14 protein-coding genes are annotated in these 15588 nt (G+C 34.6%); 10 read left to right on the top strand and 4 right to left on the bottom strand.

What is annotated here, in order from left to right:
* The first annotated feature begins 76 nt into the window (after positions 1–76).
* Together AB1279_RS21920 and AB1279_RS21915 are read left to right on the top strand one after the other, a co-directional pair.
* Complete coding sequence (locus AB1279_RS21920; RefSeq protein WP_429760939.1) at positions 77–1708, top strand: YceG family protein; 1632 nt, start codon at positions 77–79, stop codon at positions 1706–1708.
* Positions 1709–1726: 18 nt separating this feature from the next.
* Positions 1727–2809 carry a toxic anion resistance protein gene (locus AB1279_RS21915; RefSeq protein ID WP_429760937.1) on the top strand — a complete coding sequence of 361 codons (1083 nt, stop codon included), beginning with the start codon at positions 1727–1729 and terminating at the stop codon, positions 2807–2809.
* Positions 2810–2851: 42 nt separating this feature from the next.
* Here the strand turns inward: AB1279_RS21915 and AB1279_RS21910 are convergent, their stop codons facing one another.
* Complete coding sequence (locus AB1279_RS21910) at positions 2852–3076, bottom strand: DUF1128 domain-containing protein (protein WP_098311126.1); 225 nt, start codon at positions 3074–3076, stop codon at positions 2852–2854.
* Between the two features lie 165 nt (positions 3077–3241).
* On the opposite strand from AB1279_RS21910, the gene AB1279_RS21905 reads away from it, so the two are divergent.
* From AB1279_RS21905 to AB1279_RS21895, 3 genes are all read left to right on the top strand, one after another.
* Positions 3242–3706: a low molecular weight protein-tyrosine-phosphatase gene (locus AB1279_RS21905; protein ID WP_336483808.1), complete on the top strand. Its 465-nt coding sequence runs from the start codon at positions 3242–3244 to the stop codon at positions 3704–3706.
* Between the two features lie 176 nt (positions 3707–3882).
* Positions 3883–4371: a DUF4075 domain-containing protein gene (locus tag AB1279_RS21900; RefSeq protein ID WP_429752529.1), complete on the top strand. Its 489-nt coding sequence runs from the start codon at positions 3883–3885 to the stop codon at positions 4369–4371.
* Between the two features lie 5 nt (positions 4372–4376).
* Positions 4377–5246, top strand: coding sequence for a YihY/virulence factor BrkB family protein (locus tag AB1279_RS21895; protein ID WP_429760936.1), 870 nt, complete (start codon positions 4377–4379; stop codon positions 5244–5246).
* A gap of 185 nt (positions 5247–5431) precedes the next feature.
* Here the strand turns inward: AB1279_RS21895 and AB1279_RS21890 are convergent, their stop codons facing one another.
* Complete coding sequence (locus AB1279_RS21890; RefSeq protein WP_429760935.1) at positions 5432–7360, bottom strand: heavy metal translocating P-type ATPase; 1929 nt, start codon at positions 7358–7360, stop codon at positions 5432–5434.
* Positions 7361–7967: 607 nt separating this feature from the next.
* Here AB1279_RS21890 and AB1279_RS21885 point away from each other — a divergent pair.
* Together AB1279_RS21885 and AB1279_RS21880 are read left to right on the top strand one after the other, a co-directional pair.
* Positions 7968–8927, top strand: a complete 960-nt coding sequence (locus tag AB1279_RS21885) for a DMT family transporter (protein ID WP_429760933.1) — start codon at positions 7968–7970, stop codon at positions 8925–8927.
* A gap of 169 nt (positions 8928–9096) precedes the next feature.
* The gene (locus AB1279_RS21880; RefSeq protein ID WP_429752521.1) at positions 9097–9777 is read left to right on the top strand and encodes a lysoplasmalogenase; all 681 of its coding nucleotides are present in this window, start codon (positions 9097–9099) and stop codon (positions 9775–9777) included.
* A gap of 43 nt (positions 9778–9820) precedes the next feature.
* Here the strand turns inward: AB1279_RS21880 and AB1279_RS21875 are convergent, their stop codons facing one another.
* A complete protein-coding gene (locus AB1279_RS21875) occupies positions 9821–10108 on the bottom strand; it encodes a hypothetical protein (RefSeq protein WP_429752519.1) in 288 nt (95 codons plus the stop codon).
* 588 nt (positions 10109–10696) lie between these two features.
* Between AB1279_RS21875 and lepB the strand changes: the two genes are divergently transcribed.
* Complete coding sequence (lepB, locus tag AB1279_RS21870) at positions 10697–11230, top strand: signal peptidase I (protein ID WP_429760931.1); 534 nt, start codon at positions 10697–10699, stop codon at positions 11228–11230.
* A 13-nt stretch (positions 11231–11243) separates the two neighbouring features.
* Entirely contained in the window at positions 11244–11669 is a 426-nt protein-coding gene (locus AB1279_RS21865) for a hypothetical protein (protein ID WP_429760929.1), read from the top strand.
* Positions 11670–11807: 138 nt separating this feature from the next.
* On the opposite strand, the gene AB1279_RS21860 is transcribed toward AB1279_RS21865, so the two are convergent.
* Positions 11808–14606 carry a dynamin family protein gene (locus AB1279_RS21860; protein WP_429760927.1) on the bottom strand — a complete coding sequence of 933 codons (2799 nt, stop codon included), beginning with the start codon at positions 14604–14606 and terminating at the stop codon, positions 11808–11810.
* Between the two features lie 364 nt (positions 14607–14970).
* Between AB1279_RS21860 and AB1279_RS21855 the strand changes: the two genes are divergently transcribed.
* Entirely contained in the window at positions 14971–15573 is a 603-nt protein-coding gene (locus tag AB1279_RS21855) for a DedA family protein (protein WP_429713288.1), read from the top strand.
* The last annotated feature ends 15 nt before the right edge of the window (positions 15574–15588 follow it).

The raw sequence follows: 15588 nt of genomic DNA, 5'->3' as shown, positions 1-15588 counted from the left end.
GTTAATAGACTAAATGGGTTTGCTCGTCATACGAGCGCCCATTTTTTATAAATGTTTCGTTTGGAGGTGAATTAATGTGTTTTCACGTTTTACATTTCATCCACATGCATTAAACGAGGAAGAAGAATTGAAGCAATTTGGAGTAGAGTTAGCAAAGCGTCCGCATTATGAACTTACAGAGAATGAGTTGCATTTTAGTTATGTCGGATGCCGCATTCTTGGTGTGCCGAATGATGTGGATGAATACTATAACCAGTTATTTGATTATGGTCAAAATGAGAATATCACTGTACTTCATGAACAAAATTTAAATAAAGTTATTCCTTCGGAGAAGCTTCGTGATATTCAAGAAGTTTTTTCATTACATCAACAAGCATCTAACGGCTTAACTGTAAATCGTCTCGTTGCTCATTTGTCGGGAAAACGTTTGTTGCCTGAAGTTGACCATCCAGATATACAACACTACATACACACAACTTTTATTTCAATTTTAAAGCTGTACGAAAAACAGCATAATCAATCGTTAAAAACAGAAGGTTTCCGCCGTTTTTTAATTGATATGATTAAGTTAAGTGAAAATTACGTTTCAAAATGGTTTTCACAAAAGGATTACAAAGTACAAATGCCCCAAATTATATGGTATGGTGATGCGTCGGAAAGCCAAACTTATTTTTTATACTTTCTTATTATGCTTGGATGTGACGTATTGTATTATCATCCGGAAGGAAAAGATGGATTTGAAAAAATCGATGAAGAGAATCGAACATTTGTAATCTCGCATCCAAGTCGAATTTCATTAGAACCATTTCCAGATAAAAAACGAGAGCGCGTTGCAACGGTTGCATATCAAGCATCGAAAGAAATTGAGCAAGTGCTTCATCATGATAATTCGCTCTTATATAAACCGTGGCAATTCAGGGCATATACGCCAGTTGCGCGTACATTAAAGACAACATATGATGAACTCTTTATCATCACGAAAGAAAAGGCATTTATAAGACCAACATTCTTTGTAGAAAAGCAACATATTTATATTCCATCGTTATTTGCAAAGGTGTCTGGTGTTTCTAAAAATGGGAAAGAGTATTTTCAAAGATTAAAAGTGTTAACATCGTATGAGAACAGTATGTTAGTAAATCAATTTCCGTTTACGAAAGAACAGAAAGCTAATTTTCAATTTCATTATCGCGATGCATTAGATCGTTCTGGAAAGCTTAATGCACAGAGAATCCTTCAAAGTCATTGGTGGCCGCACAAACGCTTACCGGAGGGCTTACAATACGGCATTGCAGAAGCGATTATTCATACATGTGAGAGTCAGCTTTACAAGAGAATGGGAACAGAAACAGAGCAAGATGCAGCTTTATATGTGTTTGCGCAGCTTTCACAAATTCCACCGAATATACTTGAACAGCTTGAGAAATTCGATTATTCCCAAGAGGTTCCGAAGATAGTTATATTTAACAATGAAAAAAGTGGAGAACTTACGCGTTCTGATGCGATATTGATGCTCTTTTTAAATCACATTGGTGTCGATGTTTTACATTTTAATCCGACAGGACGTAATGATATTGAGCAGTACATTGAAGCGGGAGCATTTGATTCACATTGGTTAGAAGAAGTGAGCTTTGATGTAGAGTTTCACGGTCCATCGTCCTATAAAAATTTATCAAATACTTTAAAAGGGATATTTCGTCCATTTTTATAAAGGAAGGAAGATACATATATGAATCCGATCGTACTAGACCCAACAACAACAGAATTGACTGAACAAACATCACAAAATATTCGCTTACAGCTAAGACAAGACCCTGAAGTGCAGCGCATTTATAATGCGGTGGATATAAAAGATCAATTGGAATTAATCGAGCTAGGAAAAGAGCCATCTGTAGAGATTTCCCGATTTGCTGATCAAATTTTACATACGATGACATTATCTAAAGTAGAAGATTCCGGTGAGTTATTAAAACAGCTTGGGAAAATTATGGACAAGTTTGACAGTAAAGATTTCGTTGAAGACAAAGGCGGTTTTTTCTCTCGTTTATTTAAAAAAGGAAATCAAATGATTGAACAAATCTTTAATAAGTATCAAACGATGGGACGCGAAATGGATAAAGTATACGTGGAAATCACGAAATACCAAGATGAAATGAAGCGTTCAATCGGTACGTTAGATGGTTTGTATGAGCAAAACTTAAAATATTATTTAGATTTAGAGAAATACGTTGTTGCGGGTGAAATGCTACTTGAGCGTCTGCAAACAGAATTAGTTCCAATGTATGAAGAGCGCGTTCGTAACAATGATCAACTTGCAGGAATCGAGCTGGAATCATTAAAAAACTCTGTAGAAATTTTAGAGCAGCGTATTGACGATTTAGAAAAAGCGCGTATGGTTGCATTACTAACAGCGCCTCAAATTCGAATGATTCAACGTGGTAACAACAAGTTAATAGGGAAAATTAATACAGCGTTTATTACGACAATTCCTATTTTTAAAAATGGTATTATTCAAGCCGTAAATGCAAAACGTCAAAAGCTTGTTGCGGATTCAATGGCAGAACTTGACCGTCGTACAAACGAGTTATTGAAGAGAAATGCACAAAATATCGCGACGCAAAGTGTAGAAGTAGCAAAATTGGCGGGTTCTTCAAGTATTAAGATGGAAACTCTTGAAGAGACTTGGAATATTATTTCTAAAGGTGTTCAAGAAACAAAACAAATTGAAGAACAAAACAAACGTGAGCGTGAAGAAAGCCGTAAGCGCATGGCAGAATTAACGGATAGAATTAAAAAGGAAATGCAAGGATAATGAATGATAAAAAAGGCAATGAGGATGCTCCTCGTTGCCTTTTTATTTTTTAATTAATGAACCTAATTCTTCTGTAATAGCTTGCATTTCACTAATGCTAAATGTTTCGCGCTTCATAACGTGTTCATAAATGTCACGCAAATCTTCATACATATCTTCATTGAAGTTTGAAGCTCTCATTGCTCCAGCGTTTACCATGCGTAATTTTTCTTTAATTGCTTCTACCATATATTCAACGTTTTCTTGCGTTTTTACGGATAAATCCACGGAAGTACCCCCCTTTAAAGTAACATAGACTTATCTTAACATTTTTTATCATTTTCGTTAACGGAAGTTTGAAATCATATTAAATTAGCGCTTATTTCCTTTATAAGTAATTGTTGATTGTTTATACTAAATATAACAAATGCATCATGAAGGGAAGAAACAAATATGGTTCGAGTTTTATTTGTTTGTCTAGGAAACATTTGTCGTTCTCCGATGGCAGAAGCAATTTTTCGTGAGCTTGTAAAAAAAGAAGAATTAGAACAAGCGATTACTGTTGATTCGGCTGGAACTGGAGATTGGCATATCGGGCATCCGCCTCATCACGGCACACAAAAAATTTTAACAGAAAATGAAGTATCTTTTGAAGGAATTAAAGCACGTCAAGTAGAAAAAGAAGACTTAACAAAGTTTGATTACATAATTGCAATGGACAATAAAAACTTAGACGATTTAAAGGCTTTAGGAAAAGCAGGCGGCTATATTGGCAGACTATCCGATTTTGTTCCAGACGGTGGCTGGACAGATGTTCCGGATCCATATTTTACAGGGAACTTTCAAGAAGTATATGACCTTGTAACAGAAGGATGTGCAAAATTGCTAGCGTTCATTCGAAATGAGCAAGGAATATAAGGATGTTAGTTCAGAAAGTATAATGTGAAACTTCCATTGGTGAGCATTGCTACTTATGGTTAGTTAAACCAATCGAGCTCTTATGGGGAGATACCTCAAGGCTATCACCTTTAAGGTATCATTGTCCGTTTGAGCGAGATAACTTTCTAACAAAATAGATGAAAGGGTGAAGGAATATGGCAAAGAAGGGAAATATTGTACGCAATATTGCAATCGGTGTGGCAGCAGGTGTGGCGGTTTCTATGTTAAAGAAAGAAAATCGTGAAAAAGTGAAGTATACAGCAGGGAAAGCGAAAACAAAAATGATTGAAATTGGTGAAAATGCAAAGCTAAAAGAAAAGATGCAAACAGTTACAGATAAAGGGCGCGAAATTGCTGATTTTAATGTTGTAAAAGCAAAAGTGGCAGAAATTAAAAAGTTAACGCCAGCTGTTGTTGAAACATTAAAAGAGACGAAAGATATTTTTAACAAGAAGAAGAATAATGTGAAAGAACAACCAGAAACAATTGAAATTCAAGCGGTTGTACCGACAGAAGAGTTAAAGACGGAAGAAGAACTGATTGTAGCAGAAGATAGCGACAAAAAGGAATCTATTGTAGAAGAGAAGAAATCAGAAGCGTTTATTGAACTAAAACAAAATCAAGAAGAAAAGAAAAGCGTTTAAAAAAGATGAAAACATTTTTACAAAAAGCAAGAACTCATCATGTTTTCACATTTGGGAAAGATTTATATGATCGAACAATACGAGATGATGTGGCAGGCTTAGCAGCGCAGCTTGCCTATTTCTTCTTGCTTTCTCTTTTTCCAGCACTTGTTTTTTTAATAACGCTTCTTGGATATATCCCAATTGAGACGGAAGATGTATTATCCTTCTTACAGAATTATGCTCCTGAAGATGTATTGAGTTTAATTGAAACAAATGTAGATAAAATAGTGAGTGAACAAAATGGTGGGTTATTATCGTTTGGTTTACTTGCAATGTTATATTTTGCTTCGAATGGCGTAAATGCTGTGATGAAGGCATTTAACCGTGCCTATGATATTACTGAAACACGTTCATTTATTACAACAAGAGCATTGTCAATTGTATTAACATTAGCAACGATTTTTATGATTGTCTTTGCTTTAATCTTACCTGTATTTGGACAAATAATTGGATCAGCGATTTTTAAAGTTCTAGGTTTATCTCATGAATTTTCGTTTGTTTGGAGTATTGTTCGATTATTATTAAGTTTTCTCGTATTATTTGGTTTATTTTGCTTTTTGTATAAATTTGCCCCAAATCGTCATGTAAAGAGAAGAGAAGTAATGACAGGAGCATTATTTGCTACAATTGGGTGGATTGTGGCATCGTATTCATTTGCATTCTACGTCGATAACTTTGCAAATTATTCGAATACATATGGTAGCCTCGGTGCTATTATTATTTTAATATTATGGTTTTACTTAACTGGCTGGGTGATTTTGCTTGGTGGAGAAATTAACGCACTTTTGAATTATTATCGAACGAGTGACAATAATTCCCGTAATCAAAAGTAACCTTCTGTTTCATACTAAGGGGGAATAGGGGGGATTATTCATGGGTCAAAATAAGACTGGTAATAGTAAAAACGACAAAAACCAACGTAAACAACACAGCAGCTCACAGCCAAAACATAAAACGAGCAGCAGTGCAAACGGACATAACGGTTATCATTAAAAAAGGGTTCCATATTGGAACCCTTTTAATTATTTGCTTTTAATAATCGTAACCCATTTAAAATAACGAGAATAGTACTTCCTTCGTGACCGATGACACCTAATGGAAGTGCTAAAAATTGTAGGAAGTTTGAACAAATGAGCAGCATAATTACTGCCAATGAAAAGATAACGTTTTGCTTTATAATACGATTCATTCGTTTTGATAAGCGAATTGCTTGTGCTAAGCGAGAAAGTTCATTTTTCATTAAGACAACGTCTGCAGTTTCTAAAGCAACATCAGTTCCTTCTCCCATGGCAACTCCAATACTCGCTGTTGCCAATGCAGGAGCATCATTAATGCCATCACCGACCATTGCCACTGTACCATATTTCTTTTTCAATTCTTTTATTGCTTCTACTTTTGTTTCTGGTAAGCAAGATGCGTAGTATTCTTTAATATTACTTTCAGCAGCGATGGTTTTTGCTGTTTGTTCATTATCACCTGTAATCATCACCGCTTCGATACCAAGTTTTTGAAGCTCATGAATTGCTGCAATTGTTTCTTGGCGCAGTGTATCTTTTAAGGCAATAAGACCGAGAATACCTTTCTCATCGCTTACATATACAACAGTTTTTCCTTCTTGTTCTAATTTCGTTGAAATGCCGTTATGGAATGATTTTGTTTCTTCACCCATAAAATCAGCTTTCCCAATTTTGTAAGCTTCGTTTTGCAGTGTTCCTTTTAAGCCAAATCCAGTTACATCTTCAACGTTTTCTGGTTTTGTTAATGTCATGTCATATGCATGTTTTGCATATTTAACAATTGATGCTGCTAAAGGATGTGTAGAATGACTTTCAATAGATGCTGTAATGTGCAATAACTCTTTTTCAGATATTCCATCACGCGTATATACATCTGTTACTGTTGGCTTTCCTTGGGTTAATGTACCTGTTTTATCAAAGGCGATTGCTCTTAATGAAGCGAGTCTTTCTAAATGAACACCGCCCTTAAATAAGATTCCATGGCGTGCACCGTTTGAAATTGCCGATAACGTAGCTGGTGTAATGGCTGCAACGAGTGCACAAGGAGAAGCGACAACGAGCAGAATCATCGCACGGTAAAATGTTTCGTTCCAGCTCCAGCCAAGAGCATAGTGAGGAACAAACATCATGAGTGCTACAACAAGAAGTACGCCTTTCACATATGTTCCTTCAAATTTTTCAATGAAAAGTTGTGAAGGAGATTTTTCACTTTGTGCATTTTGCACGAGACGAATAATTTTTTGGAACAACGTTTGATCGCTATGCTTTGTGATTTCTACTTCGATCGCACCACGTAAATTAACCGTTCCTGCGAATACTTCATCACCAGGTTTCTTTTCACTTGGAATTGGCTCACCTGAAATGGCAGCTTCGTCAATATTTGTTTCACCAGTGTGAATCATGCCGTCTGCAGGAACGCGTTCACCTGGTTTAATTAAAATAATGTCACCAATTTGTAGCTGTTCGACTGAAATACGTTCCTCGACTCCGCGAGAGATACGCAGTGCTTCTTCAGGCTGTAAGTCGAGCAGTGCTGAAATTTCCTTTTGACTTTTGTTCATCGTGTAAGCTTCCATAGCTCCGCTTAAAGCGAAGATAAAAATTAATATAGCACCTTCTGTCCAATAGCCAATAATAGCTGAGCCGATAGCTGCAAAAAGCATAAGCATTTCGACGTTCAGCTCTTTTTCTGCAATCGTATCTTCAATACCTTCTTTTGCTTTTGCGTAACCTCCAATCATATAAGCTAATACGTAAAATGTGGTTGCAGTTGTTGTCACGTCATTCTTTGTTAATAGCCAACCTATCAAAATGAAAACTCCGGATGTAAGTGCAAAAATGAGTTCATAATGTTTTTGAAATGTTGCAAGCCAAGATGAAGAAGTTGGCGTTCCTTGTTGTTTTGATAATGCTTTTACTTCAGAATTCATAACTTATTGCTCCTTTCTATTGAGAAAAAATTTATTATGGAAACCAGTGAAAGATGGATAGTAGTTTTCTTTTAAGGTGGTGTTTCTGTTTGTTTTAATAATGCTTTTATTTCAGCATTCATAGTTTTTCGCTCCTTTCTATTGAGAAAAATAATCATCATCGACAGCCCTATAAAACGGCGAAAGCTGCCATCCATCTAGATAGCAGCATTCTTTTAAGTTGAAACGTTCTTTTACTTTGAGAATATTTTTACTGGTGAATTCATCTCGTTTTACTCTTCTTATTGAGAAAAATAATCATCATCGAAACCCTTATAAAACGACGAAAGCTGCCATCCATACGGATAGCAGCATTTCTTAGAAAACACATTCTGTGTAGATATTTACTTTATTATTACTATTCTAGATTATAACATATGTTTCCTTATACGAAAAGATTTTTACTTATTCCGCTATTCGTTGAGAGTAAGTACCCACCTTAAGATTGAGGAAGAAGCAAAGAAGGTAAGTTTTACTTGAATAAGTAGAAGTGAAAATACTTGTGTTTTTGACTCCGCTTTGTTATATATGGATATTGTTCGTAAAAAGTACGGAAAGGAAGACATCAGTGAAGACAGAAAGATTTTTTACACATCCGCTCGGTGTATTTGTTGCAGCATTAAGCGCAACTTTTCTATGGGGCAGTGCGTTTCCATTTATTAAATTAAGTTATGTACAGTTAGATATTCAACCTCATGAAGTAGGTGAACAAATTTTATTTGCTGGCTATCGTTTTTTCCTAGCAGGAGTTATGCTCTTATTCTTTTTTAAAGCATTAGGAAAAAATATATCTTTCCAAAAAGGTACAGCGAAGCAACTTGTTCAGATTGGTTTGTTTCAAACGTTTTTACAATATGTTTGTTTTTATATCGGTTTGAGCTATAGTACTGGGATTGAAGGAGCAGTTATTTCTGGAACATCATCATTCTTTCAAATTGTATTAGCACATTTTCTATATAAAGATGATTCATTAAATATGAGAAAAATCGTTGGTGTATCAATCGGTTTTTGCTGTGTCATTCTTGTAAACATTCCAAAAGGAAATATGGATTTTCACTTTGGTATTGGTGAATTGTTATTGTTAGTTGCGGCAATGCTGTACTCGTACGGTAACATTTTGGCGAAAGAAGGCAGTAAAACGATGGATGTAGGCTACATGACTGCATATCAAATGATTATTGGTTCTTTAGGTTTATTATTCATCGGGATTTTACAAGATGGATTCATGCCATTTACATTTCATATGCAAACGTTGCTTATGTTACTGTACTTATCTTTTTTATCGGCAGCGGGATTTTGTATTTGGAATACAGTGATGAAATACAACAAAGTTGGAAAAGTATCGATGTACATGTTCTTCATTCCAGTGTTTGGTGTAATATTATCAAGCTTAATTTTAGGTGAAGCAATTCATTCTTTCGTATTGTTTGGATTGGCATGTGTAGCGACTGGAATCATTGTGGTGAATCGTACACCTATAGTGCAAAAAACGGAGCAAATACAAAAGCAGTGTGAAGAGGCTCAGTAAGAGCCTCTTTTCTATATGTAAGGATAGGAAATATGAAATGGATTTTTTGAGAAAGTGATGGAGTAATAGAAACACACATATTTTTTGTTGAAACTTGTAGATAGAAGGAAGGAAAATGACGTTTTTATATCGAATAACATAGAAATATTAATCCATCAAGGAGAAAAATATGAATGAAATGTACGTACTGCTGATTGGACAAGTAACTTTATTTCTGTTCGGTACAATTTATGCAATAAGACAATCAAATCAAACAAAGAAAAACGAACCATTACCTTTATTTATACGTTTACTCCTGAGTTTTTCATTAACTGGAGCTGCGACATGGATGTGGGTGCAAGATCCTGTGACACCTTATCGGCAGTGGGTTGCAATCGGTATGCTTTTATCAACAATCGGCGATTTATTTATGGCAGGCTTGATTCCATTTGGGCACCGTTTAATTGGCGGAATGGCGACATTTGCTATTGCACATTGCTTGTATGTGACAGCTTTTTTAGAAACAGGTATTTCATGGACGGGGTTATGGTTTAGTTTAGTAGGATACGGGTTATTCTTAATTATCGGTTGGTTCTTTTTTATTCGAAATAATAAGCAAGATAAGTTATTTACAATAGGAGCACTTGTATACGGGCTTTGGGTTAGTGGAATGGCATGTTTTGCATTTGCACTTGCTTATTTGAACGGTGGAATATGGTGGATTCCAGCGTTTGGAGGTTTGTTGTTTGCCATCTCCGATTTTATTATTGGTGTTACTGATATCGGAAGAAGGAATATAAAATATGATCCTCTTTGGGTTTGGGCAACATATATTGGAGCGCAAATGTGTATTATTTATGTTGGAATGTAATAAAGCAAGCTGGTACATAACCAGCTTGCTTACTTTTTATTATTTATGCTGCCATGATATTTTTTTGTTGTAAAGCAGCTAAGCTATATTCGTCAGCAGGTTTATAACCTTGAGATAAAAGGTCATTAATATATAACTTATTATAAATAAAACAGAAAACTAAATTAGAAAAACCGAATGTGAATGCACTTGCAATTAAGATAATTAATAACCATTTCCAATCCCCGCGAAATAGTGCTGGAAAGAAGCCGAAGAAAAATACAGTCCAGCTAAACCCTAGTTTTGTTTGTTTAATTTGTCCAGTTCGTTCGTTTTTTAGCATAACTTTCATAATAAAAATAAATCCTCCTTGCATTTTATGTATCAAATAAAAAAGACCAGAAATATTATATCAAAAAACTATATATAAGGATATTTTTCAGAATATAATTGTAAGATTTGATAAAGGGAAACTTTAATCATTGGGGTTTTCTTGATTCCCCAATGATTATTAGACCTCACCAATCGGGCTTTACGGGCAGTTTATCTCCCGCCTAACTTCTTTAGAAAAGCGGAAGCGACTCGCTCAGAATCGCAGGGCGCCCGCGACCAAGGCAGAGAGGCGCTTTTTGCCTCGTCCGAGGGGGCGAAACGACCGGAGATTCTAGCCGCTAGAGCTGGAAAATGCTTTCATCGAATTTTGAGGGGGGAGTATTATTGTTCGTTAATGCCGGATAAAGTTGATGGATGAATATTTGCCATCTATATAGAAATGAAAGAAGAACTGCTTATTAGTAGTTCTTTTTTTTTAGTTAAATAATTTGTATATATAGAATGTTTTATTCTCATTGTGAATAGTATATGTAATTTACTGATAATATAGAATTTATTTACAAAAGTATTCTATAATATATGTACATAAGGGATAAAGGAGATAAGCATGAGACAGAAAAGTCGCTTTCGGGAATGGATTGAAGTATTGGTGATTGCATGTATGATTGCTTTTTTTATGAAAGTATTTGTATTTTTTTCGACGACGGTACAAGGAGCTTCCATGCAGCCTACGCTTTATGAAGGGGATAAAGTCATTATAAATAAGTTAGTAAGGAAAGTTGATAGCTATCACCATGGTGATGTGATTGTGATAAAAACAGATAATTTTTATGTGAAGCGTATTATCGGTTTACCTGGAGATAAAATTGAAATGAAAAATGATCAGTTGTATATCAATAGTCAATTACAAAAGGAATCATATTTGGAAAAAAATAAGAAGCAAGCAAAACAACTTATGATGAATTTAACAGAGGATTTCGGCCCGATAATTATTCCAAAAAATAAAATCTTTGTGATGGGGGATAATCGATTAGTGAGCCGAGATAGTCGTAATGGGCTAGGGCTAATTGATAAAGATGATGTATTAGGAAGTTTGGTTGCAATATATTATCCTCTTAAACGAATACAAATAGTAAATTAGAAGGAGAGAAGCTATGGAAGATATTATTGGTCACATTCTCGCTGGGGTCGTACGAGGAGCAGTTGCACTAGGAGAAGCGGCAGCAGATGCTACAAAGGTTATCGGTCGCGGAACAGTTGGAATTGTAAAAGTTGTAGGAGAAAATATAGCAGAGGAAATTGTGGAACAAGCGTTAGAAAGCATAGAAGGACGAGAAAAGCGAAAGCAAAGAAGATTTGCTCGTCATATTGAAAAGTTAAAAGGGCATGATTGGTTCAAAGTTATATATGAAGATGTAAAATGCCGAAATGTCATTCATACGGAAGAACGTTATCGGAATTTGTTGAGTAAGCGGCGGTATATACATAAACTAATTCGTAACGAAAACGATAGACAACAATTTATTCAGCAAATTCGCGTGGAAGCAAAGGTCGATGATGTGATTTGGGATATAAAGTGAAACTTTAATCAGCGGGGAGTTTGATGGAAGTTATTACCAATCGGGCATATGTCATCAGTTACCTTCACATAAGAGTTTAGTAAAAAAGCAGCCAATATTGGCTGCTTTTTTGTTCTTATTTACTACTATATGAGAAATTTAAAAGGTGGATATTTCATCTATGCTTGTTTCTAAAGTTGAATCTGTATAGGAATTATCCTTATCCATATTTACGATTACTTCATACTGGCGTAATCTCAATTCAAAGAGCGTTATAGGATCATGATAAACTTCAGGACTTGATTTCATTTTATGTAGTGTATTTTGTTTTTCTTGTATTTCTAAATGTGTGTCTTCTACAGCTTGTTTTAACGTACCAAATGGATTTCTGAAGAACATAGTAATATCCCGCTCCAGTGCGTTTTCAAATAGCTCAAACTGCAAGAAAAATTTGTTCATAATAGAAGCAGTTACATCGGTATAATCTTCATTTTCTAAATACTGTGTGTATTTGTTATATAGCATTGTTTTATTTTTAGGAAGAACTCCAAATAATTTACCGGCACTTTTCAGTAAAAATTGTGCTGGTGTAAATCGGCGTAAGATATTCACTTCTTCCATTTGTATTCTAGTTGTCATTCTATCCGTATCTCTACGCCAATCATCGAGCACTTTAAAGTCACATTCTAACTGTATTCGATTTTCTCCACATAAAGAATTAAGTCCTTCACTGATTTCTTCTAAGTACGATTGACTTTGAAGGAACTCGTTATTAGAAGTTGCAATCCAATCTTGCATAGAGCGAGCAAGGTTAGGTAACACAGTTTGTTCTAAATAGTTTTGCACTCTTTCGTTCATCGCTTTATTTAGTTCAATATCAATGTGCCCGAAATCGCTTTCTTCGCTAATTAAATCAGAACAACTTTGCAATAGTTTCGGAATATGTTCTGTCATATCATTCGTAATTTCGTTTTTCATTGTACGATATGATTCTGTAATAGAATGAATTTTTTCCTTCTCAAAAGCAGTAAGATTATTAATGAAACCATTTAGTCTAACTAAAATATCTTCATTCCAATTAATAGAATCCACTAGGCCGTTTTCCATCTCAACTCGTTTATCCAAAAGATATGTGATTGTTTTTCGAATGAAAGATAATAACTTTTCAGTGCGTTCTGTATCGATGTTTTTATGGTTAAAGTTAAAATGAATAAACTCAGTTAAATCGTTTAGTTGTTGACTATTTGTATATAACGAAGAATAAGGGAAAACTCTCGCATGCGGGAAATATGTGTTTATTCTCGCTTGCGTATCATGTATAACTCTTTTTGCTTCTGCTTCACTGTAAATGTTATCAATTTTATTTAATAAGAAATGAATTTGTAGATTTGGTGAATGTTCTTGAATACTTAATAGAATGTCACGTTCTTTGTCAGTAAAAGGTGAATCAGCATTCAATACGTATAATAATTCGTCTACCGAATGTAAATATTCGAATGTTTCATTTCTGCTATCGTTGTTTCTGCTAAAGCTAGGTGTAACAACGAATGTAAGTTTATTTTTACTTAAAAATCTGCATGGTAATTTAAATTCAACACACGCTCTATCTCTATATGTTTGGCGGTGCATAGACATCATGTTATGGAATTCAGAGAAATCCTCAGTCGTTGTAATTGCTGAATCTGTTATGGCGTTAATTTCGGTATGATCATCATTTTTAAAGACAACTACATTTGAGCTTGAGTCTTCTAATATATTTTCTCCTAGTATAGAGTTAATAAATGAAGATTTTCCGTTTCCTGAAGTTCCTGTTACTAAAAGACGATTTGTTTTTAAATCTGCAAGCTCGTCAACTAACCATCTAAATCGATGGCCTATTTCTAAATCATTTCTTTGTGCCCACTGTGTAATAGATTCAAAAAGATGTAAACTATACTCTAATCCATCTGTATGATTGGTAGAATATGATAGATTATTTTCTGCATGTTCTACATCTGTTGAATCTATTTGGGAAGGGAAAATCTCATCCCACGCCAATACTGCTGCAGATGGAAAGAAAGAATAAGACGGATTGGCTACCTTTAACCAATTTGTTAATAGGTTCGGAATGATGTCGTGTAATTGTCTCAGCATATATTGACCTTGAATTAATTCAAAGTACGTTTCTTCGTAAAGAGAAGAAATTTTGTCCCATATATCGGACGAATGTATTTCGATATGTAAGAAAAATTTATTTATCGTTTTAAGCCATAATAAATAAGTTTGTTCATTTTTATAGCTCTGCCAAAGCGATGAAACAATTTGCGTAAATTGTACTTGGTCTACATTATGTAATGTAGTTAATACTTCGTAAAAATAATCTGGTGAAATGGTTTTCGTAAATCCTTTATCAATATATTCTTTTAGAACTTCAAACCATGGGAAAGATTCTGTTCGAATTAGCTCATTTACAGCAAGCTCTACTGCACTGCCAAAATCCTGCTGTTCTTCATAAAAGGAACGAGCGATTGCTGTAACGTTTGGATAATCGGGATTTAAAGAAACCGCTTCTTTTATAACGGTGAAAGCTGAATCAAGTTTATTTTGCTCGATGTAAAGAGAGAGTAATTGCAGTGATATTTCGGTCATAAGTATTTTATTATCAGTTGTAATAGATGTATAAACATTTTCAGCAACTGATAATTGGTTAAGTTCGAAGTAAGCATCTGCAATATTTTTTTGTGCCCATGATGCTAATTCATTATTGACTTTCTCCCATTTAAAAATAGCTGATTCAAAATCTTGATGGTGATAATAAAATTCACCTTGAGCAAAACGAATATAAGATCCATCGGAAAATTCATTTTTTTGTTCGTTTAAATAAGCTTCTCCAAGCACTTGAAGAGGTGGATGTGTTTCATTTTCCATTAGGAATGTTTCATAATATATCTTTTTTATTAATTGTTTTTCTAATCTCATTTTTTTCCCCCACTATATCTTGAAAGAATACGTTTTCCTCCATGTGTCAACACTTTTTTGTCTGTATGCTTTTTATTTTAGCAAAGATTTTCTTTTGGAAAATTTCATTTTCCTTTCAATTTTTAAGTAGGATTGAATTCTAATGCAAAAAGTTTCAGTTATTTTTCAATTTCCTTTCAGTTGTGAAACAACATTATGTCTTCCTAATAAGTTAATGTGGATATAATATTCTCCATGAAGTTGTAACATTGTATATAGAGTTCGTCATAAAAACAATGTATAGTGAATATGTATGCCATGTTTGCTTCATTGATAGAGAGGGTACAATGTGGAATAACGATAGCGTATAGGATGTGTCGTGCGAATGGAACAAAATATTGGTGAGTTAATCGCACACTATGGTTATTATGGAATTATTATTGCACTTGCTGGAGGAATCGTTGGATTACCGATACCAGATGAATTTTTACTTACATTTGTCGGATACAATATTTCAAGAGGATATATGTCAGGTACAGAGGCTTTTATAAGCAGCATGACTGGGGCTATACTTGGGATTACATTAAGTTATATGCTCGGTTTAAAACTAGGACTTCCTGTACTAAAAAAATATGGTTCTAAAGTGGGGATTAAAGAAGCACAAATTGAAAGGACTCATATTTTATTTGGGAAGTATGGTCTTTTTTTACTAATGATTGGCTATTTTTTACCTGGTGTCAGACAGCTAACTGCATATTTTGCAGGAATGTCCAACTTAAAATGGGGTAAGTTTTGTTTATATGCGTATAGCGGTGCTTTGATTTGGGTGAGTGTGTTTATTGGGCTTGGTTGGAAATTAGGAGAAAAGTGGAGAGATGTAGAGTACAATTTACATCGATATGGATTTTGGATTAGTATTATTTCAATCGTCATCGCTTTGCTTGTGTATACATATGTAAAAATACAAAAAGCTAAGAAAAACCGCTAATGTATATAGCGGTTT

This window comes from Bacillus sp. S14(2024) (genome assembly GCF_050473785.1).
Taxonomy (GTDB): Bacteria; Bacillota; Bacilli; order Bacillales; family Bacillaceae_G; genus Bacillus_A; species Bacillus_A yunxiaonensis.
The sequence above is the reverse complement of the archived record's forward strand: the minus strand, read 5'-3'. Positions and strand labels throughout refer to the sequence as shown.